Here is a 19,039-nt window from a genome sequence, read left to right as displayed (position 1 = left end):
TTAGAATGACGGACGAGCGAGAATATCGCACGGCTTCGTGCGAGCCTGTTTCTGTCTTCAACAAGGATGGGGAAAGTCCCTATCTCTTTGTTTGCGAACACGCATCCAATTTCATTCCCGATACTTTTCAGGGGCTCGGCCTGAATGCTGATGCCCTTAAGGCACATATCGCCTGGGATCCTGGTGCTATCGAAGTCGCAAGACACCTCGCCTCGTCGCTCGATGCGCCTCTTGTCGAAAGCCATCTTTCGCGATTGCTGATCGATTGCAATCGCCCGCTCGACGCTCACGACCTCATTCCGGAAATCAGCGAGACGACCGTGGTTCCCGGAAATCACGCGCTCAACTCCATGGAACGTCTGGCGCGTATCGATCTTTCACATCGTCCATTCCACACTGCTGTCGAACACGTAATTGCAGAGCGTGGGCGACGCGGACTGCCATCATGGATCGTGACGGTCCACTCCTTCACGCCTATCTATCGCGACGTCCCCCGCCCCTGGCAGATCGGCATCATCCACGACGAAGATGACCGGATTGGCAAGCCGCTGATCGCCGCTCTGCGGAAAGACGCTACCCTCAATGTCGGCGTGAACGAGCCCTATTCGCCAGCCGACCGGGTCTACTACACGCTCGAACGGCACGCCCGCCCACGCAACGCCCCTTGCGTGATGATCGAACTCCGTAACGATGAGATTGCCGATGGCCAAACACAGATCGTCTGGGCCGAAAAAATCGCAACGATATTGAAGGACATTGCGGAAGCAATCGGTCTTCCCAACACGGAACAGAAAGCCTGAAGGAGCCGGAAATGCCGAAGCCGATCAGACTGTTCGTCAAATATATTGATGCCTTGAATTACTATGTCGGACGCTTCGCGATGTATCTTTTCTTCGTGCTTGGCGCATGCCTTCTATATTCGACGTTCTCGCGCGTCGTCCTCGGCGTTCCGGTCAACTGGGTGTTGGAAATGTCCCAGTTTCTGCTCTCCGCCTACTATCTGCTCGGCGGTGCCTATGCCATGCAGCAGGGCGCGCATGTGCGAATGGACCTATTCTTCGACCGCCTTTCCCCGCGCAGGAAAATGGTCACCGACATGATTACCATCCTGTTCATTATCTTCTATCTCGGAGTGATGGTCGCGGGCGGAATTTCATCGACCAATTACGCCATCGTTTACAGCCAGAAGAACTATACCGCCTGGGCACCACTTCTCTGGCCGATCAAGCTTCTCATGACGGTCGGCATTCTTCTCCTGCTGCTGCAATGCGTCTCCAATTTCTTCAAGGACTGGGCGTCCCTGCGTGGAAAGCCTATCAGCACCATTGCGGGTCCTGCCATTGAGGAAGGACATCACATATGAGTTCGGAATTCATTACGCTCTTCATGTTTGCAACCATGATGGTGCTGCTCATGACCGGGCAGCGCGTATTCGGCGTGATCGGTTTCGTCGGTTCGCTCGCCGCGCTCCTGCTTTGGGGCAAGGGCTCATTTGAAATGCCGTATAACGCCACCTTTGCGGTATTGAACTGGTATCCGCTTATCACGGTGCCGTTCTTCGTCTTCATGGGCTACATGCTCTCGGAGTCCGGCATTGCCAGCAATCTCTACCGAATGTTTCACGTCTGGTTCGGCGGCATTCGCGGCGGCCTGGCGCTTGGGACGATCGGCCTGATGGTCATCATCTCCTGCATGAACGGCCTGAGCGTTGCGGGCATGGCAATCGGCGCCACCGTGGCACTGCCCGAATTGCTGAAGCGCGGTTACAACAAGGTTATGGTAACGGGCGTCATCCAGGCTGGTAGCTCGCTTGGCATCCTTATTCCACCGAGCGTCGTGCTCGTTCTCTATGCGATGATTGCCCGACAACCAGTTCTGCAGCTATGGCTCGCAGGCATAGGCCCCGGCCTTCTCATGGCTGTGCTTTTTGCGATCTATATCTACATACGCTGCCGTATCCAGCCCGAACTCGGGCCGACATTGCCGCAGGAAGAGCTGGACAGAATTACGTGGCACGATCGTTTTGTCGCGCTGCGAGCTGGCATTCTACCGCTCGTCGTCTTCGGCGCAATGATGGGGCTGTTCCTTACAGGCGTTACCAGCCTCGTTGAAAGTTCAGCAGTCGGCGCCTTGCTTGCAACACTGGCCGCGCTTTTTACCGGACGTCTCAACAAATACGTATGGGAAACCACGACGCGAAACAGCCTCACTGTCACCTGTATGTTCCTTTGGATCATTCTGGCAGCGCTCTGCTTTTCGTCGGTCTATGACGGCCTTGGGGCGGTAAAAGCCATCGAAAGCATATTGCTTGGCACCTTTGATCTGTCGCCATGGACGATCCTGATACTGATGCTGCTTTCGTTCGTCGTACTGGGCATGTTCCTCGACGATACAGCAATGCTGGTCATCGTGGCGCCGCTTTATATACCACTGGTAAAGAGCCTCGGCTTCAATGCCATCTGGTTCGGGGTGCTCTACACCATCACATGCCAGATTGCATATATCACGCCGCCCTTCGGGTACAATCTCTTCATGATGCGAGCGCTGGCACCAAAAGAAGTCACGCTGATGGACATCTATCGTTCAATCGTGCCGTTCTTCTTCCTCATGGTGCTGACCATCATCATCCTGATGATCTTCCCGCAAATCGCGATGTGGTTGCCCAACTGGTACACCGGACGATGACGATAATTCCGTGAAAATACGCATAAGCCGGCAACAAGAGCCAGAACGGCCAGACCGGACAAATAAAGGGTGAACTCAAACAAGAGTGGGAGAATGGGCATGAGTGAGAATAGTAAGCTTAACAAACGCGATTTTCTCAAGAAAGCCGGGTTGACGACCGTTGGTGCGCTGGGTGCAAGCACGCTTGCAACGCCTTATGTGAGGGCGCAAAGCCCGATCAAGTGGCGCCTCCAGACCTATGCGGGCCCGGCCCTTGCCGAGCATGTCATCAAGCCGTCGATTGATGCTTTCAACAAAGCAGCCAACGGCGAGATGGTGATCGAACTTTATACGGCCGACCAGCTTGTGCCGCAGGGTGAACTGTTCCGTGCCGTTCAGGCCGGTACAATCGATGCTGCACAAAGTGACGACGACTCCATGGCATCGCCAGTCGATGTGGCGGTCTTCGGCGCTTACTTCCCCTTCGCATCGCGTTACAGCCTTGATGTGCCAGCCCTGTTCAACTGGTACGGGCTCAACGAAATCTGGGAGGAAGCCTATAAGGAAATTCCCGGCGTTACCTGGCTCAGCGCCGGTTCCTGGGACCCCTGCAATTTCGTAACCACCAAACCGATCCGCAGCGTCGCTGACCTGCAAGGGCTTCGGGTCTTCACCTTCCCGACCGGCGGGCGCTTCCTGACCAAATTCGGCGTCGTGCCAGTCACGCTGCCATGGGAAGATATCGAAGTCGCAATCCAGACCGGCGAACTCGACGGCGTTGCGTGGTGTGGCGCGACCGAGGCCTATACGGTCGGCTGGGCGGACATCAACAAGTACTATCTGACCAACAACATCAACGGCGCATGGGCCGGCTCATATTTCGCGAATACCGAGAAATGGGACGCCGTACCGGATCATCTGAAGACTTTGTTTAAGCTGGCAATGGATTCATCGCATTACTATCGCCAGCACTGGTACTGGTGGGGCGAAGCTCACTATCGCACCACAGGCGGGAAACTGGAACTGACCACTATTCCTGAATCGGAATGGAAGCAGATCGAAGACGCCGCTGAACAGTTCTGGGACGAGATCGCCACCAAGAGCGAGAGAAACGCGAAAGTGGTCGCAATCCTGAAAAAATATCAGGAAACCATGCGAGGTGCCGGCGCACCTTACCGCTACACCTGACGAACAAAGGCGCCGTGCATTCGCGCGGCGCCTCTCACTTCATTCCGTGGGAGCACAGCAAATTAAATGGCCGGACAACTGACTTTCGATGCATTGAAAAAAGCCGTTGCAGATGACGAAATAGATACGGTTCTCGCATGTTTCGTAGACATGCAGGGACGCTTGATCGGCAAGCGCTTCTATGGGCAGTTTTTTGTGGAATCTGGTTACGACGAAACCCATGGCTGCAATTATCTTCTTGCCGACGATATCGATATGGAGCCAGTGCCTGGTTACGAAGCCGCCGGCTGGGACAAGGGATATGGTGATTTTGTCATCAAGCCGGACCTTTCGACCTTGCGTGTCGCCGCCTGGCTGGAAAAGACGGCCATCGTGCTTTGCGATGTGCTCAATCACCACGACCACGAGGATCTAGCGCACTCCCCGCGCGCAATCCTCAAGAAGCAGCTCGCGCGTCTGCATGAGCGCGGTTATCGCGCCTATTTTGCGTCCGAGCTTGAATTCTATCTTTTCGACGAAACCTACAAGACGGCCCGCTCCAAGCATTGGCATGATATGGAGACAGCCTCGCCTTACGTGCAGGATTACGTCATCCATCTGACCACCAAGGAAGAGCCGGTCTTGCGCGCAATGCGCAACCAGCTCGCGGCGGCAGGCATTCCGGTAGAAAACTCCAAGGGTGAATGGGGGCCGGGACAGGAAGAGCTGAATGTGCGCTATGCCGAAGCTCTCGAAATGGCAGATCGCCATGTCATCATGAAGAACGCGATGAAGGAAATCGCCGAGGCACATGGAAAGTGCATCACCTTCATGGCCAAGTATGATTACTGCAAGGCTGGAAGTTCAAGCCACGTGCACAATTCTATCTGGAGCGCCGACGGTAAGGAATCGCTCTTCTTCGATCCGAAAGCACCTTATACCATGACGCCACTGATGCGTTCATGGGTGGCGGGGCAGCTCAAATATGCCACCGATTACACCTATTTCTTGGCACCTTACATCAATTCCTACAAGCGCTTTCAGGCAGGCACTTTCGCGCCGACGAAAATCATGTGGAGCCCGGATAACCGCACCGCGGGCTTCCGCCTGTGTGGCGAAGGCACGAAAGGCATCCGTATCGAATGCCGTATCGGGGGCGCCGACCTCAATCCATATCTGGCCTTTGCCGCACTTATCGCAGCAGGCTTGAAAGGGATAGACGAGCAACTGGAACTTGAAGAACCTTTCGTCGGTGATGCCTATAGTGCTGTCAAGCTGAAGGAAATTCCCTACACGCTGCGCGAAGCCGCACAAGCGCTTAAGAGCTCCGCATTTCTCAAGGAGGCATTCGGAGACGCTGTGGTCAATCACTATGTCCACACTGCTCATTGGGAGCAGATCGAGTATGACCGGCGGGTGACCGACTGGGAACTGCATCGCGGCTTCGAGCGCTATTGACCCGTGTGACCGTTCCCTAAATGAATGACGAAATGCTAGGTTTCAGAGGAAGTTACAGATGAGCGGCACGGCCAAGATCATCTCCCCGATAGACGGATCGGTTTATGCCGAGCGTCCATTTTTGAACGAGGCTGCAATCGCCTCGGTGGTGACTGCCGCACGTAGCGCGCAAACAGGTTGGGCTCAATCGAGCATCGCTGAACGCGCCCGCTATTGCCGTGCCGCACTCGACGCTCTCGCTGCAATGCAGGATGAGATTATCCCGGAAATTGCATGGCAGATGGGACGACCAACACGCTATGGCGGCGAAAATGGCGGTGTTCAGGAACGCGGCCAGTATATGATCGACATCGCCGAAGAAGCGCTGAAGCCTTATGTACCGGCACAGAACGACGGCTTTCGCCGGTATGTCAAACACGTGCCACTCGGCGTTGTTCTGGTGGTTGCACCATGGAACTATCCATATCTCACGGCAGTCAACACGATCATTCCGGCACTGATGGCCGGAAACACTGTAATCCTCAAACACGCAACCCAGACACTTCTGGCCGGTGAGCGCTTTGCAAAAGCCTTCGAGAAGGCCGGTCTGCCAAAGGGCGTTTTCCAGAACGTCGTTCTCGATCATGCATCAACGGAAAAGCTGCTTGCATCCGGGACAATCGATCACGTGAATTTCACCGGCTCGGTCGGTGGCGGTCGCGCCATCGAGAAAGCTGCCGCAGGCACCTTCATGACACTGGGGCTGGAATTGGGCGGCAAGGATCCGGCCTATGTGCTGCCTGATGTCAATCTGGACCACGCTGTCGCCAATCTGGTTGACGGTGCATTCTTCAATTCCGGCCAGTGCTGCTGCGGGATAGAACGCATCTACGTTCATGAAGCTGTCTATGACCGCTTTGTCGACGGATTCATTGACCTAACGAAGCAATATGTGGTCGGCAGCCCGCTTGATAGCTCAACGACGCTTGGACCGATGGCGCAAGCGCGTTTTGCCGATCTCATCCGCGAGCAGAAGGCTGAAGCGCTGCGCAAGGGTGCGAAGGCTCATGTCAATATGAGCGTCGAGAACGACCGCGCGGGGTCCCCCTATATTGCGCCTGAAGTACTCACCAATGTCGATCACCAGATGAGCGTCATGCGTGAAGAGAGCTTCGGTCCCATCGTTGGTATCATGAAAGTGCGCAATGACGAAGAAGCCCTCGCGCTCATGAACGATAGTATCTATGGCCTGACAGCTTCATTGTGGACGGCAGACACGGACCACGCCGCCGCGCTTGGCGACCGCATCGAGACGGGCACGGTTTTCATGAACCGCTGCGACTATCTTGATCCCGCACTAGTCTGGACCGGGGTGAAAGACACCGGCAAGGGCGCAGCCCTGTCACCGATAGGCTACGGCAATCTCACGCGACCGAAATCCTTCCATCTGCGTGAGAAAATCTGATCTGAATTGAGTTTCTGGAAAGCAATCGACATGACCACTTTGACTGCCAAATGGAATTTCCCCACCACCGTACTTTTCGGTCCAGGCCGTATCAAGGAATTGCCTGCCGTCCTTAAGGCCGCGGGCATTCAGAACCCGCTCTTTGTGACCGATCCTGGCCTGGCAAAGCTTCCTGTGGTGGCATCCACGCTCGCTATTCTTGATGAAGCCGGTGTGAAATACGGGGTTTTCTCCGAAGTCAAACCGAACCCGGTCGAGAGCAACCTCTATGCGGGCGTTGAGGTTTTCAAAAACGGCAAGCATGATGGCGTTATCGCTTTCGGTGGCGGCTCAGCACTGGATCTCGGCAAGTTGATTGCCTTTCAGGCAGGGCAGACACGATCGGTCTGGGATTTCGAAGACATTGGCGACTGGTGGACCCGTGCCGACAGCAATACCATTGCGCCAATCATCGCCGTGCCTACCACTGCCGGCACCGGATCGGAAGTAGGCCGTGCTGGCGTTTTGACCAATGAAGCGACCCACACCAAGAAGGTCATTTTCCACCCGAAGATGCTCCCGGTCACGGTCATTGCCGACCCTGAGCTTTCAACCGGAATGCCGCCTTTCATCACCGCAGGCACGGGCATGGATGCGCTGGCACACTGCCTTGAAGCCTATTGCGCTCCCGGATTTCATCCGATGGCCGATGGCATCGCGGTCGAAGGCATTCGTCTGGTCTTTGAAAATCTGCCAACGGCCTATGCCGATGGCAAGAATATTGAAGCACGTGCCAATATGATGGCCGCTGCGGCCATGGGTGCAACGGCCTTCCAGAAGGGTCTCGGTGCAATCCATTCACTGTCCCATCCGATCGGCGCCCTCTACGATACCCATCACGGCATGACTAATGCAGTTTTCATGCCCTATGTCCTGCTTCAGAATCGTTCGGCTATCGAACAGCGCATTCAAAGACTTGCCGACTATCTCGGCATCGCGGGTGGCTTCGACGGATTTCTTGCGGCCATCATGAAATTGCGGACCGATTTGGGCGTTCCCAACAGCCTGCCCGAATTCATCAAGGGCCTCGACATGGACGAAGCCCGGAAAGACCTGATTGCCGAGATGGCCATCGTCGATCCGACGGCTGGCGGCAATCCGATTGAGTTGACAAAAGAACGCGCGCTGAAGTTGCTAAATGCCGCTGTCGAAGGTAAGGTCTGAGACGCTAATCAGGCATGGGAAGTCCATAAGAGACAAGCATCGCACCACCTATGGCGGGGGGCGATGCATTAGGGAGCAGGTTCTTGGGGAGGAGCCTGCTCCCTTTCATTTTGAGCGCATTTCCACATTGCTACACGCCTTGAGGTGCCAACAGAAATTTGCCCGATGGAAACCGGGAACCAATCGATATTTCAATTGTTTACCTCTATTATCTAATATGGAGGGCTGCACGTGAATATATTCAAACAGACTTGTGCCGGGGCTCTGGCCGTGATCTTCGGTGCGACATCGGTTGTGCCGACGATGGCGGCGCCTATGAATTTGGAGCGCCCGGTCATAAACCACGATGTGGAGCAGGTGCGTGATCATCGCCGCCCGCCGCGTCACTATCATGGCCATCGACCTAACCGGCCGGGACACTGGAACGGTCATCGCGGCTATCGTCATTATCGCCACGGCTATCGGCGCCACAATGACGGCTGGTGGTATCCGCTGGCAGCATTCGGTGCAGGCGCAATCATTGGCGGTGCGATAAGCCAACCTCGCCCCGTTTATCGCGCGCCGAGGATGTCAAATGCGCATGTGCAGTGGTGCTATAACCGTTATCGGTCCTATCGCTCTTCGGACAATACCTTCCAGCCCTATAATGGGCCGCGCAAACAATGCTACTCACCCTATTCTCGTTGAAAATTGAAAAGCGCCCCTCGAAGGCGCTTTTTCATATAATTTGCGATGTGTTGAACAGAAACGTGATGAAATTTCCGGTTTCTGCCACAACCCAGCGCTGGACGCCTCCCACAAAGAGGAATAAGCAAGCCCGCGTCATATCAATGTCGCGGGCAAAATTTTCGTTATTTCCACCCTTTTGCGACATGAAGACAATATTCAGAACACGGATAATGGAAGAAATGTGCTCTGCTTTCTCCATGACCAGTTCATTCCGAAGCCGAGAGACGCTCCTTAACTGCGCTTAATGCGTGGGCAAAAGAACGATTTCGGCGTAACTTTGAGTTTGAAAATGTCGCATACCACTGCCGCAAACCCCGCCCCCACCAATGCGCAACGTCTGGCGATGACCGCCCTGATCGTTGGCGGCATAGCCATCGGCAGTTCGCCAATCTTCGTCCGACTTTCCGAAGTTGGCCCGCTCGCAACAGGTTTCTGGCGTCTTGCACTGGCAGTTTTACCGCTCCTGCTTATGGATGGCCGCGAGCGGTGGGACGAAAAGGATGCACCGCCACTCACTTTATCTGACTGCCTTCGCCTCGCGCTGCCCGGCCTGTTCATCGCTTTCGATCTGGGTGCATGGCACCTGTCACTGCACATGACATCCGTTGCTAATGCAACGTTGCTTGCCAATATGGCACCGATTTTCGTGACACTTGGCGCTTGGCTGCTTTTCAAATCGCGCGTCAGCAGTTCTTTCATGGTCGGGCTTGCCGTCGCAGTCATCGGCGTTGTCGTGCTGAAGGGCGGACCGGGTGAGCTTCTCCAATCCCGATCCTCCGGCGATGCGATGGCCCTTCTGGCCGCAGTCTTCTATGCCGGTTACATTCTTTCGGTCGGACGCTTGCGCAGCCGCTTTTCCACCATGCGCATCATGCTTTGGAGCAGCGCAATTGCTGCTGTCTTTTCGCTGCCCGTCGCGTATTTCATGGAAGGTCAGATCCTGCCTGCTACGCTTTATGGCTGGCTTATACTCGCAGGTCTTGCATGGGTAACCCATGCGGCAGGTCAGAGCATGATTGCCTATGCCCTTGCCTATCTTCCGGCGTCGTTTTCGTCGCTGACCTTGCTTCTGCAACCCGTCGTCGCGGCATTTCTTGCCTGGACCATCCTGTCGGAGCCTATCGGCATATTGCAGGCTCTGGGCGGCATCATCGTGATATCAGGTATTCTGATAGCTCGAAGAGGATAGGAAAGGAAAAAGCCCCGGATAACCGGGGCTCATTTTTTGCTGGAACCAGTTACTCGGCCAGCCATTCCTTGATGCGGTCCGGATGGTCCGCGATATATTTATCGACTGCCTTCTCGTAAGACGTCTCCTGCGCATCGAACATCGCAGCCTCAAGCTCGCTGATCGGAATGCTCATCTTGGTCAGCAGCGATGCGACCTTCGGATTATCTTCCTTGAAGCCCTTGCGTGCGATGGCGTCGATATGTTCTGCGCCGCCAAGAGCGCCTTCAGGATCGGCAATGTAACGAAGCTTGTACTTGCCGAACATCCAGTGCGGGCTCCACGAAGTTGCCACGAACCAGCCGTCAGAACGCGTGGCGCGGTCAACCGTCGTCAGCATGGCCGCTTCACTTGAAATATTGAGCTTGTAGTCCAGCCCGTATTTCTTGATCGCTTCCTGTGACAGGCGAGTAAGGCCAGCACCCGGGTCGATGCCCTGAATTTCGCCCTTCAGCTTCTCGCGAACTTCCGGCTTCTTCAGGTCTTCAATGGAGCTGATCTCGCTTTCCGGGATGTAAGCCGGAACGATCCAGCCGAGCTTTGCGCCTTCATAGAGCGGGCCAAGGTCTTCGACCTTGTCCTTCACGCGCGCATAGTAGTCGGCATGCGTTTCCGGCAACCAGGCCATCATCATGGCATCGATATCGCCACGGCTCACACCCTGATAGAGTGGGGCCACGTCAGTCTGAACCAGCTCGACCTTCTGGCCGAGATTGTCTTCGATCAGCTTCTTGGCAAGTTTGGTGACGAATTCAGCATCCGACCAGGGTGCCCAGCCGATTTTCACCGGCTTGCCGTCCTGCGCAAATGCTGCGCCCATGGTCATCGTTCCCGCCACAACTGCCGCCAGACCGAATTTGGTTAGTTTGCCTAACATAGTTTCTCCTTTTCGATTGGTATCAGTTCCCATTGTTATTATTGGGTTATTCTTGGTTGTTTTTGTCTGCTTCATGCTTCCTGCTTGCGAAAGGACGAGGCGGATTGGGTGTCCGCCGCCTTTCTTAAAGATGCCAGCCTCTTGAAAAATCCCGTGCCGCCCTTGCCGAAGCTTTGGGTAATGCGGTCGAGAATGACCGCCAGAATGACCACCGCAAGGCCACCTTCGAAGCCAAGGCCCACATTGAGGCGCTGAATGCCGGTCAGAACCGTATTGCCGAGGCCGCCGGCGCCGATCATCGATGCGATAACCACCATCGAGAGCGACAACATGATTGTCTGGTTGATACCGGCCATGATCGAGGGCATGGCGTTCGGAAGCTGCACCTTGAACAGAAGCTGCCGCGACGTGCAGCCAAAGGCCAGTCCGGCTTCGACGAACTCAGCATGCACCTGCCGGATACCGAGATTGGTCAGACGCACGACCGGCGGCATGGCGAAGATCACCGTCGCAATCGTTCCGGGCACGGCACCAAGGCCGAAAAACATTGCTGCCGGAATGAGATAGACGAAAGCGGGCATCGTCTGCATAAGATCGAGTACCGGACGCACAATCGAGGCGACCGTATCGTTCCGCGCCATGGCGATGCCGAGCGGAATACCGATCACGACAGCGATAACCGTAGAGGCCAGCACCAGAGAAAGGCTTTCCATCGTACCGGTCCACAATTCCATGTGGATGATGAGCCCCAATGCGAGAGCTGCGAAAATCGCGAATTTCCATCCGACGCGCCACAACGCAAGCAATGTGAGAATTGCAACCCCGCCTATCGGCGGAACAACAAGAAGAGCATTTTGGATGCCGTCGGTAACAAAACCGATAGCGGCTGCGATCATATCGAGCGCGGGCGTAAAGTGGTCGAGAATGTAATTGACCACAACATCCGCCCATCCGCCGACACTAAAATTCAAATCCATATTTTACCGTCCATTTCCGTATTTCTTCTGGATTGGACCAATTCTGCCTTCATCGGGCAAAAGTCCGTTGGCGCGCAGGTCTCAACCCGCGCGGCCAAGCGTTTCAAGCAATGCCGATTTGCTGATGGCACCGACATAGCGGTTCTGGCGGTCAGTAACCGGAACCGGCCAGGGGCTTTCCGCCACCTGCGTCAGCAATCCGGAAAGGGGGGCCTCGGCTTCGATAGCAGGGACACTATCCAGTCTCTCCCCATCTTGCGCTACAGCACCCTTTGCCAATGCGTCGCGGCTGACCATGCCGCGATATGTGCGGTCTGCATCTATCAGCACGCCGAACGTCTGGCCGCTCGCATCGAAACGTTCGAGCGCTGTTGCCAGCTGTTCGGGCTCGAAGACGATCAGCTCGTCCTCGCGGGCCACATCGGCAGCCTTGAAAACACGCGACACATCGACATTGCGGAAGAAGGAACGAACATAATCGTTGGCCGGTGCTGAAACGATTTCATTCGGCGTTCCAACCTGCACGACCTTGCCGTGCTGCATGATGCAGATACGGTCGCCGATACGCATGGCTTCGTCCAGATCATGACTGACGAAAATGATCGTCCGGCTATGTTCTGCCTGAAGCCGCTTGAGTTCGTCCTGCATTTCGGTGCGAATCAGCGGATCAAGTGCGGAAAAAGCCTCGTCCATCAGGAGAATGGTCGGCTCGCTTGCCAGAGCGCGCGCCAATCCGACACGCTGTTTCATGCCGCCGGAAAGCTGGTCAGGCATGCTGTGGGCATATGGCTCAAGCCCGACGGCAGCGAGTGCATTCAGCGCTTTCTGATGACGCTCCGTCTCGCCCATTCCAGCCACTTCAAGGCCGAACGAGGCATTGTTCAGAACCGAGCGATTGGGCAGAAGCGCGAAAGACTGGAACACCATGCTCATGTCGCGGCGACGAAGATCGATCAGCTCGCGCTTGCTCATCTCGACGATGTCACGGCCGTCCACTTCGATGGAACCGGCAGTTGGTTCGATCAGGCGATTGAGCAAACGCAGAAGCGTAGACTTGCCCGAGCCCGAGAGTCCCATGATAACGAATACTTCGCCTTCGTAGATATCGAAGGTCGCATCGTCGACGCCGATTGTCGCGCCGAGTTCGCTGTGAATCTGGGTTTTTGACTTACCTGCGCGCAATTCCTTCATTGCACGCTCCGGATCATCGCCGAAGACTTTAAAAACGCTCTTCAAGCTTATTTTCGTCTTAGCCGGCGACTTCATACTTTCTTCCTTGTATAAAATACCATGCATTAAGTTTAACCCCGCTGTGCTGGCGGACTTAATCTCCTTTTTAACAATGATAGAACTTCATTCCAACGCAAATCGCTCACACACGATCTGCGTTCCGCGAACGGTCCGCATGGAATGATTATCGATAGATTGCTTGATTCTATATAGGTCATTTCCCGACATGTCCACCCACAGCCGTGAATTCATCTGAATGATCCGTCCAGCAACCGTCCCCTTGGATGATTTTTTTGAAGGGTCGCACGACGAATTTTGAAGACAGTTCGACGACCCTCAAAGCAGGAGACAATCGACCAGTCTGAAGGCAATAGTAGTCCCGCTCCAGTCAATTATCGGAACGGGCTGCGACAAATATGCTATCAGCTGCGACATCATCAGAATTATTATTATTCTGGATAAAGATGGCCCTAATTACAGAAAAATAGTGTGATTATACTGTCAATCAAAGTTACTTTGGGTCACGGCAAAAAACACCCGAGGCTGCCAGGAATGATGTCCCGTTTCGATTTTTTCGCAAGCACAGTGCATCGGATTCCGGCAACACGTCCCAGCATGAGTGGATTTTTCCCGACCATAATTATGCTCTCCCGGAAAGGACCGGAAGAGACAATCGACATTGTCAGGTCGCTCTCATAACGAGAGCTTCACATCAGGCGAAAGTGACGTCGTTTTCAGTCAATTCGGCGAGTGTAACATTCTCGATGACGATTCCATTTGCCGTACCATCGATGCTCACGAAGACGCCTTCTGATGTATCGACCGATGCCGTGACGAAACTTTCGAAGCTTGCGATAGTGTCGACGCCTCGGAACAGGAGAACATCCCCACTGTCCACATTGAAGTCAGTAACACGGTCGAGACCTCCAGCCTCAACGGATTCATCGCCCCAGATAAATGTATCGGCGTCGGCGCCTCCGGTCAGCGTGTCGGAACCTGTCCCGCCCAGCAGCCGGTCCAAACCATCGCCGCCGTTCAGCTCGTCGTCACCGTCTCCTCCCAAGAGGCTGTCGGAACCGCTTGCGCCGTAGATGTAGTCATTGCCTCCACGTCCGTCATATGTGTCATGGCCGCTGAAGCCTTCCCGAAACGTCTCCGAACTGGTGATGCTATCATCGCCAGCCCCGCCGAATATCTGGGCCCCTCTGGTCGCCGAACGAACGTCGAGGTTGAACTTCTCTATTGTAGTGTAGGATGTGGCATCAAAGGTGAAGCCGGGAGCAACGTCGTCAAAATTCACCGAGAGTGTGTCAACGCCTTCGCCGCCGTCCACGCTGCCGAAATTGTCGTCACAATAAATCGAAAACGTGTCGTCACCGGCTCCGCCCGACATCTGGAACCAGTATCCGGCATAGTAGCTATCCTGCACACCCGCCGAAAAACTGTCATTGCCCTCGCCGCCAATCATGATGTCGTCATCGGCGGCATAACTGGTGAACACGTCATTGCCCGCACCACCGACCAAGGTGTCCGAGCCTTGTCCTCCAAAGAGGGTATCGTTGCCGTCGCCACCGTTCAGCATATCGTCGCCGTCACCGCCATTCAGGGTATCGTTACCCCGCCCGCCGAACAGGGTATCACTGCCTTCGTCGCCGGAAATATTGTCGTCGCCGTTGCTTCCATCAATTACATCGTTGCCGCTGCCGCCCCGGATATTGTCTTCGCCACCCCCACCCAGAATATGATCCTGTCCGGCACCGCCGAAAATCTGGTCGTTGCCGATTCCGGCCACGATCCTGTCATTGCCCGCACCGGCGTAAATGTTGGCAAAGGCAAATCCCGTTGCATCAATGGCATCGTTGCCTGCGCCGGTCTGTAGATTGAGACGTTCGAGATCCGTGAAATAGAGGTGATGGTCACTGGCGGTTGGATCCCCCCAGTAAACGTGCCCTTGCGGTGCGCTGAACACAACTGCATCTTTCTGGTTCGACAGGTCGGCTACCAGCGTATCAGTTCCATCTCCGCCTCGTGCAGCCCCCCCGACGAAATTGAAGATGAGACGGTCATTGCCTGCCCCTCCCGCAAGTTCATCAAATCCGGACGGGTCTTCCCCGGTTGCAGTCAGAACGTCATCGCCCTCACCCCCATCGAGAATGTCGCTGCCGCGACCTCCCTCGATAAAATCATTTCCAGCCAGACCCCAGATGCGATCATTCTCATCAGAACCAACGATATTGTCTGAATTGGCCGTGCCGACGATCTTTGCCATGATACTCCTCCTCGTTTCGAGAGAAACCATAGCTTCAAAAATTTAGAATACTAAGTAAGATTATATTACATACCAAATATGGTTCTAAATTTGAACTATTTTAATTTTCTATTATTTATAAATATAATCTGATATTTCCATTTAATTTATTTCTAGTTCACCTTCTATACTCAATAATACGTGTTTTTTTGGAATTTACTTAAGAAGCAACTGCAATTATCTCGCCCATATTTTTGGAACGAGGCGCAAATGAACAATCCGCGCCTCGGTAGATGAGGCTTGATACCCCGATTTCTCAGCGATAAGCCATATATCCGACAAAGCCGGTAATCTTCCAGCGCGCGCCTTCACGACGGCAAAAATAAAGCGTCTGCCAGTTGAGGCGATCGACGGTTCCGTCGTTCTTTGCAATGGTTCCATCGAATTTTTTCCGGGCGAGGGCAATATCACCGGTAATGTCGATAACACTCAGATTGGTCGCGCGAAAAATGCCGTCTGCCAGAGATTCGGCATACTCGACCGCCGCACTTTCCGCTGCCTGCCGCAGCCATTCATCGCGATAACTAATAAGCGTCGGAAATCCCGCATCCCATTTGTCGGGATCGCGATCGTTATGTGCATGAATGCCAAGGAAGCGCACCTCATCGAAATCATCGGCCACCATGGACCAGTCTTGCGATACGAAAGCTTCGATATCGCGCCGCACAAGCATTTCCCAAATCTGTTCGCGATCCTTGTCGCCAGCAAACGGATTGGCCGTATCCTTCATGCTATCCTCCTGATTATCTTAATTTTCCACGTGCGGCGACCGGCAAGATGTCGATGATATTTTCGCCCGAAACGAGATGAATCTCGTCAAAGAGATTGGAAACGACGCAGACATGATCGGGAATAACCCGAACCCGTTCCCCAACTTTCAGATCGGCGACGTCACCGGTCAGCTTGCCGTGCTCCTCACTCAGGCCAACGACATGGGCATCGGGACGTCCCATCACTTCACCAAAATCGCTCAGTCCCAGCGTATCGCTGGATAGTGCCTTGGAACCGGCATCGATGATCGCACGTTCAGGTGTTGGATGGCTGACAACCGTTGAAAGCACCGTCAAGGCGCAGTCATCTACTGCCGCCGCTCCCTTCGCAACCTGATAACGGTCGAAGTAGATATAAGTGCCAGGGCGATATTCCGTGACGACGCTGTCGCCGGGATCGCGCCACATATCGGGCGTTCCGCCGCTTGAAATCGTCTCGCATGGAAGACCGTTCGCCTCAAGCAATTCACGTGCCGAGTAGAGCCACTGCTCGGCCTCGTCTGGTTTTCCCGCTGCGGGATAGGTCATCAACCCACCAAAACGCAGCCCTGCGCTCCGGTCGATAATTCGCGCCAAGTCCAATGCTTCGGCTGGCGTCTGAACACCACAGCGCCCCATGCCTGTATCGCATTCGACAAGCACTTTCAGCGGCTGCTTTTCATCGGTGAACCACGCTGCAAGCCCTGCAAGGGAGGTTCGATTATCAACCGTTACAGACAATGTGATGCGTTGATGCAGGGCGTGCAGGCGATCGAGCTTTTCCTGACCGAGAATGTTGTAGGGCAGGAAAATATCCGTCAGCCCGGCATCGGCCATGACTTCCGCTTCACCAAGTTTCTGGCAGGTAATCCCGGTTGCGCCCGCTTCCACCTGCATTTTGGCGAAGAGCGGCAGTTTATGCGTCTTGATATGCGGACGCAGTTTCACGCCCACGGAATCCGCATGCGCTTGTGCCTTGGCGATGTTTGCTTTCACGCGGTCAACGTCGATGAGGATCGCTGGTGTATCCACCTCGTGAACGGTTTTCGGTCTGGTCATGAATCAGTCTCCCAGCGGCAAGCGCGGATCGTCTATGGTGAGCGTGTTGAGGCTATGCTTGATGCGGCGCAGGCTTTCCAGCACCTTCGGCCCACGCGCTTCCGCTGTGGCCGTGGCGATCATGTCGAGAATGGCGAGCAGCGCGAAGCGCGACGATGTCGGCTTGTAAATATTGCCATCTTCATTGGCCTGATAGGGAATGAGCACGTCCGCCGCCCTGGCGAGATCGGAACCGGCGGGTGTAATCGCTACCGTCTGCGCTCCATATTGTCGCGCGACCAGCACGGCTTCCACCACAGACCGCGCGAAACCGGAGACAGAGAAAGCGATTACAGTCGTCTCATGCGTGGTGACTGCCGCATACATGCGCTGCAATTGGCCATCGACCTGCGCGCTGACCGGAATACCCAGCCGGAACAAACGATTCTGCATTTCTGTTGCCAGCATGGAAGAGATGCCGCCGGATCCGAGGCACAGAACAGGGCCACCGGCGGCAAGCCGTTCGGCCACTTTCATCAATACGCCCATGTCGAGCCCGTCGCTCGCACGCTGGATGGCTGCAACTGCCGCATCGGTCACAGCCGTGGCTATACGACTCTCCCGAACGTCACGGGCGGGAATTTCCGCGGTCAGATACTGGCCACCGATGGCCAGCGCCTGCGCCAGAAAAAACTTGAAGTCGCGAACACCATCACAGCCGAGCGCCCGACAAAAGCGGGTCACTGTGGGTTCGCTGACCCCGGCTCTGGCTGCAATTTCCGAGATTGCCGCCTTAGAGGCGTAATCAGGATCGGCCAGCACGAGGGCAGCCAGACGCCGGTCGGACTTCGATCCGTCCTGCGCCACAACATGCAGCCGCGTGATGATGTCGGCAACCTTGCTCATGGGAAGTTCAAAGCGGGAGACCGCTATCCTTGTCGAAAAGGTGTATGTGTTCGCTCTTTGCAGTTACAGGCACTTGCTCGCCGGGCGCAAGATGTATGCGCTCGCGAAACACAGCTCGTATGGGCTGTCCAGCAATCCGGCCATAGACATGCGTTTCCGGACCAGTCGGCTCAATCACTTCAACGGTGAGCGTCAGCCCTTTGCCTGTGGACGCGACCGTGAAATTTTCTGGCCGAATGCCCGCTTCCACCTGTCGGGTGCCTGACGGCCCCGCTGAAACAGCAATCTCTTCACCCTCACCGGTACGGAATATTCCTCCCGACACAGTTCCGGGAATGAAGCTCATCGACGGCGAACCGATAAAGCTCGCAACAAACTTGTTGGCAGGACGATCATAAAGGTCCAGCGGTGCGCCGATCTGTTGAATCTTGCCCTGATTCATAACCACTATCCGGTCGGCCATGGTCATGGCCTCAATCTGATCATGGGTGACATAAATCACCGTCGATTTCAGGCGCTGATGCAACGCTTTGATCTCCGTGCGCATCTGCACGCGCAACTGGGCGTCGAGATTGGAAAGCGGCTCATCGAACAGAAACACCGACGGTTCGCGCACGATGGCGCGCCCCATCGCGACGCGCTGGCGCTGGCCGCCCGAAAGCTGGCGCGGATAGCGGTCAAGATAGGAATGGAGATTGAGGATGGAAGCCGCCTTGTCCACCTTTGCAGCTGTTTCTTCCGATTTTTCGCCGCGAATACGCGGACCAAAACCAATATTTTCCCGCGCCGTCATATGCGGGAACAGCGCATAGGATTGAAATACCATCGCAATATTGCGCTTCTGTGGCGGCAGCTCATTGGCCCGCTCTCCGCCAATCAGAAGGTCGCCACCAGAAATGGGCTCAAGTCCGGCCACCATCCGCAGAAGCGTGGATTTTCCGCAGCCGGAAGGCCCGACCAGTACAAGAAACTCTCCGTTTTGAATATCGAGGTCGACACGGTCGAGGACCGTCAATTGCCCGAAAGTCTTGGTGATGCCGCGCAGCGAAACCTCTTTCATC

General features: G+C 55.1%; 18 protein-coding genes. 9 read left to right on the top strand and 9 right to left on the bottom strand.

The genetic code is table 11. From position 1 onward, the window contains the following. Positions 1 to 5 precede the first annotated feature (5 nt). From CQZ93_RS18650 to CQZ93_RS18615, 8 genes are all read left to right on the top strand, one after another. Positions 6 to 800, top strand: coding sequence for an N-formylglutamate amidohydrolase (locus CQZ93_RS18650; RefSeq protein WP_105544077.1), 795 nt, complete (start codon positions 6 to 8; stop codon positions 798 to 800). Positions 801 to 811: 11 nt separating this feature from the next. After that, positions 812 to 1,363: a TRAP transporter small permease subunit gene (locus tag CQZ93_RS18645; protein ID WP_105544076.1), complete on the top strand. Its 552-nt coding sequence runs from the start codon at positions 812 to 814 to the stop codon at positions 1,361 to 1,363. Next, positions 1,360 to 2,685: a TRAP transporter large permease gene (locus CQZ93_RS18640; RefSeq protein WP_105544075.1), complete on the top strand. Its 1,326-nt coding sequence runs from the start codon at positions 1,360 to 1,362 to the stop codon at positions 2,683 to 2,685. Before CQZ93_RS18645 ends, CQZ93_RS18640 begins: the two co-directional genes overlap by 4 nt. Before the next feature lie 99 nt (positions 2,686 to 2,784). Next, positions 2,785 to 3,852 carry a TRAP transporter substrate-binding protein gene (locus tag CQZ93_RS18635; protein WP_105544074.1) on the top strand — a complete coding sequence of 356 codons (1,068 nt, stop codon included), beginning with the start codon at positions 2,785 to 2,787 and terminating at the stop codon, positions 3,850 to 3,852. A gap of 66 nt (positions 3,853 to 3,918) precedes the next feature. Continuing rightward, a complete protein-coding gene (locus CQZ93_RS18630; RefSeq protein WP_105544073.1) occupies positions 3,919 to 5,289 on the top strand; it encodes a glutamine synthetase family protein in 1,371 nt (456 codons plus the stop codon). A 58-nt stretch (positions 5,290 to 5,347) separates the two neighbouring features. Next, positions 5,348 to 6,733 carry an aldehyde dehydrogenase family protein gene (locus tag CQZ93_RS18625; RefSeq protein ID WP_105544072.1) on the top strand — a complete coding sequence of 462 codons (1,386 nt, stop codon included), beginning with the start codon at positions 5,348 to 5,350 and terminating at the stop codon, positions 6,731 to 6,733. A 30-nt stretch (positions 6,734 to 6,763) separates the two neighbouring features. Continuing rightward, the gene (locus tag CQZ93_RS18620) at positions 6,764 to 7,936 is read left to right on the top strand and encodes an iron-containing alcohol dehydrogenase (protein ID WP_105544071.1); all 1,173 of its coding nucleotides are present in this window, start codon (positions 6,764 to 6,766) and stop codon (positions 7,934 to 7,936) included. A gap of 231 nt (positions 7,937 to 8,167) precedes the next feature. Then, on the top strand, positions 8,168 to 8,623 hold the full coding sequence (locus CQZ93_RS18615; RefSeq protein ID WP_105544070.1) for a BA14K family protein: 456 nt from the start codon (positions 8,168 to 8,170) through the stop codon (positions 8,621 to 8,623). Between the two features lie 31 nt (positions 8,624 to 8,654). On the opposite strand, the gene CQZ93_RS26710 is transcribed toward CQZ93_RS18615, so the two are convergent. Then, positions 8,655 to 8,864 (bottom strand): hypothetical protein, encoded by a 210-nt coding sequence (locus tag CQZ93_RS26710; protein WP_181153428.1) that lies wholly within the window; start codon positions 8,862 to 8,864, stop codon positions 8,655 to 8,657. A gap of 90 nt (positions 8,865 to 8,954) precedes the next feature. On the opposite strand from CQZ93_RS26710, the gene CQZ93_RS18605 reads away from it, so the two are divergent. Further along, entirely contained in the window at positions 8,955 to 9,854 is a 900-nt protein-coding gene (locus CQZ93_RS18605; protein WP_105544069.1) for a DMT family transporter, read from the top strand. A gap of 49 nt (positions 9,855 to 9,903) precedes the next feature. Here the strand turns inward: CQZ93_RS18605 and CQZ93_RS18600 are convergent, their stop codons facing one another. The 8 genes from CQZ93_RS18600 to CQZ93_RS18565 form a co-directional block, all read right to left on the bottom strand. Further along, a complete protein-coding gene (locus CQZ93_RS18600) occupies positions 9,904 to 10,770 on the bottom strand; it encodes a glycine betaine ABC transporter substrate-binding protein (RefSeq protein WP_010659072.1) in 867 nt (288 codons plus the stop codon). A gap of 71 nt (positions 10,771 to 10,841) precedes the next feature. Then, on the bottom strand, positions 10,842 to 11,747 hold the full coding sequence (locus CQZ93_RS18595; protein ID WP_105544068.1) for an ABC transporter permease: 906 nt from the start codon (positions 11,745 to 11,747) through the stop codon (positions 10,842 to 10,844). 81 nt (positions 11,748 to 11,828) lie between these two features. After that, positions 11,829 to 13,013 carry a glycine betaine/L-proline ABC transporter ATP-binding protein ProV gene (gene proV / locus CQZ93_RS18590; RefSeq protein WP_105544067.1) on the bottom strand — a complete coding sequence of 395 codons (1,185 nt, stop codon included), beginning with the start codon at positions 13,011 to 13,013 and terminating at the stop codon, positions 11,829 to 11,831. A 676-nt stretch (positions 13,014 to 13,689) separates the two neighbouring features. Beyond that, the gene (locus CQZ93_RS18585) at positions 13,690 to 15,246 is read right to left on the bottom strand and encodes a calcium-binding protein (RefSeq protein ID WP_105544066.1); all 1,557 of its coding nucleotides are present in this window, start codon (positions 15,244 to 15,246) and stop codon (positions 13,690 to 13,692) included. 295 nt (positions 15,247 to 15,541) lie between these two features. Then, positions 15,542 to 16,015, bottom strand: a complete 474-nt coding sequence (locus CQZ93_RS18580; protein ID WP_105544065.1) for a hypothetical protein — start codon at positions 16,013 to 16,015, stop codon at positions 15,542 to 15,544. A gap of 13 nt (positions 16,016 to 16,028) precedes the next feature. After that, the gene (locus tag CQZ93_RS18575; RefSeq protein ID WP_105544064.1) at positions 16,029 to 17,093 is read right to left on the bottom strand and encodes a D-TA family PLP-dependent enzyme; all 1,065 of its coding nucleotides are present in this window, start codon (positions 17,091 to 17,093) and stop codon (positions 16,029 to 16,031) included. Between the two features lie 3 nt (positions 17,094 to 17,096). Further along, positions 17,097 to 17,978, bottom strand: a complete 882-nt coding sequence (locus CQZ93_RS18570) for a MurR/RpiR family transcriptional regulator (RefSeq protein WP_105544063.1) — start codon at positions 17,976 to 17,978, stop codon at positions 17,097 to 17,099. 7 nt (positions 17,979 to 17,985) lie between these two features. Continuing rightward, positions 17,986 to 19,038, bottom strand: coding sequence for an ABC transporter ATP-binding protein (locus CQZ93_RS18565; RefSeq protein ID WP_105544062.1), 1,053 nt, complete (start codon positions 19,036 to 19,038; stop codon positions 17,986 to 17,988). Position 19,039 lies beyond the last annotated feature (1 nt).

The sequence above is a fragment of the Ochrobactrum vermis genome (assembly GCF_002975205.1).
GTDB classification, from domain to species: domain Bacteria; phylum Pseudomonadota; class Alphaproteobacteria; order Rhizobiales; family Rhizobiaceae; genus Brucella; species Brucella vermis.
Note: the sequence above shows the minus strand (reverse complement) of the source record. Positions and strands in the feature narration are given on the sequence as shown.

Bases quoted from the DNA above. Each gene is read 5' to 3' on its own strand.
- CQZ93_RS18650 (WP_105544077.1), top strand. From the start codon at position 6: ATGACGGACGAGCGAGAATATCGCACGGCTTCGTGCGAGCCTGTTTCT.
- CQZ93_RS18645 (WP_105544076.1), top strand. From the start codon at position 812: ATGCCGAAGCCGATCAGACTGTTCGTCAAATATATTGATGCCTTGAAT.
- CQZ93_RS18640 (WP_105544075.1), top strand. From the start codon at position 1,360: ATGAGTTCGGAATTCATTACGCTCTTCATGTTTGCAACCATGATGGTG.
- CQZ93_RS18635 (WP_105544074.1), top strand. From the start codon at position 2,785: ATGAGTGAGAATAGTAAGCTTAACAAACGCGATTTTCTCAAGAAAGCC.
- CQZ93_RS18630 (WP_105544073.1), top strand. From the start codon at position 3,919: ATGGCCGGACAACTGACTTTCGATGCATTGAAAAAAGCCGTTGCAGAT.
- CQZ93_RS18625 (WP_105544072.1), top strand. From the start codon at position 5,348: ATGAGCGGCACGGCCAAGATCATCTCCCCGATAGACGGATCGGTTTAT.
- CQZ93_RS18620 (WP_105544071.1), top strand. From the start codon at position 6,764: ATGACCACTTTGACTGCCAAATGGAATTTCCCCACCACCGTACTTTTC.
- CQZ93_RS26710 (WP_181153428.1), bottom strand. From the start codon at position 8,864: ATGGAGAAAGCAGAGCACATTTCTTCCATTATCCGTGTTCTGAATATT.
- CQZ93_RS18605 (WP_105544069.1), top strand. From the start codon at position 8,955: ATGTCGCATACCACTGCCGCAAACCCCGCCCCCACCAATGCGCAACGT.
- CQZ93_RS18600 (WP_010659072.1), bottom strand. From the start codon at position 10,770: ATGTTAGGCAAACTAACCAAATTCGGTCTGGCGGCAGTTGTGGCGGGA.
- CQZ93_RS18595 (WP_105544068.1), bottom strand. From the start codon at position 11,747: ATGGATTTGAATTTTAGTGTCGGCGGATGGGCGGATGTTGTGGTCAAT.
- proV (WP_105544067.1), bottom strand. From the start codon at position 13,013: ATGAAGTCGCCGGCTAAGACGAAAATAAGCTTGAAGAGCGTTTTTAAA.
- CQZ93_RS18585 (WP_105544066.1), bottom strand. From the start codon at position 15,246: ATGGCAAAGATCGTCGGCACGGCCAATTCAGACAATATCGTTGGTTCT.
- CQZ93_RS18580 (WP_105544065.1), bottom strand. From the start codon at position 16,015: ATGAAGGATACGGCCAATCCGTTTGCTGGCGACAAGGATCGCGAACAG.
- CQZ93_RS18575 (WP_105544064.1), bottom strand. From the start codon at position 17,093: ATGACCAGACCGAAAACCGTTCACGAGGTGGATACACCAGCGATCCTC.
- CQZ93_RS18570 (WP_105544063.1), bottom strand. From the start codon at position 17,978: ATGAGCAAGGTTGCCGACATCATCACGCGGCTGCATGTTGTGGCGCAG.
- CQZ93_RS18565 (WP_105544062.1), bottom strand. From the start codon at position 19,038: ATGAAAGAGGTTTCGCTGCGCGGCATCACCAAGACTTTCGGGCAATTG.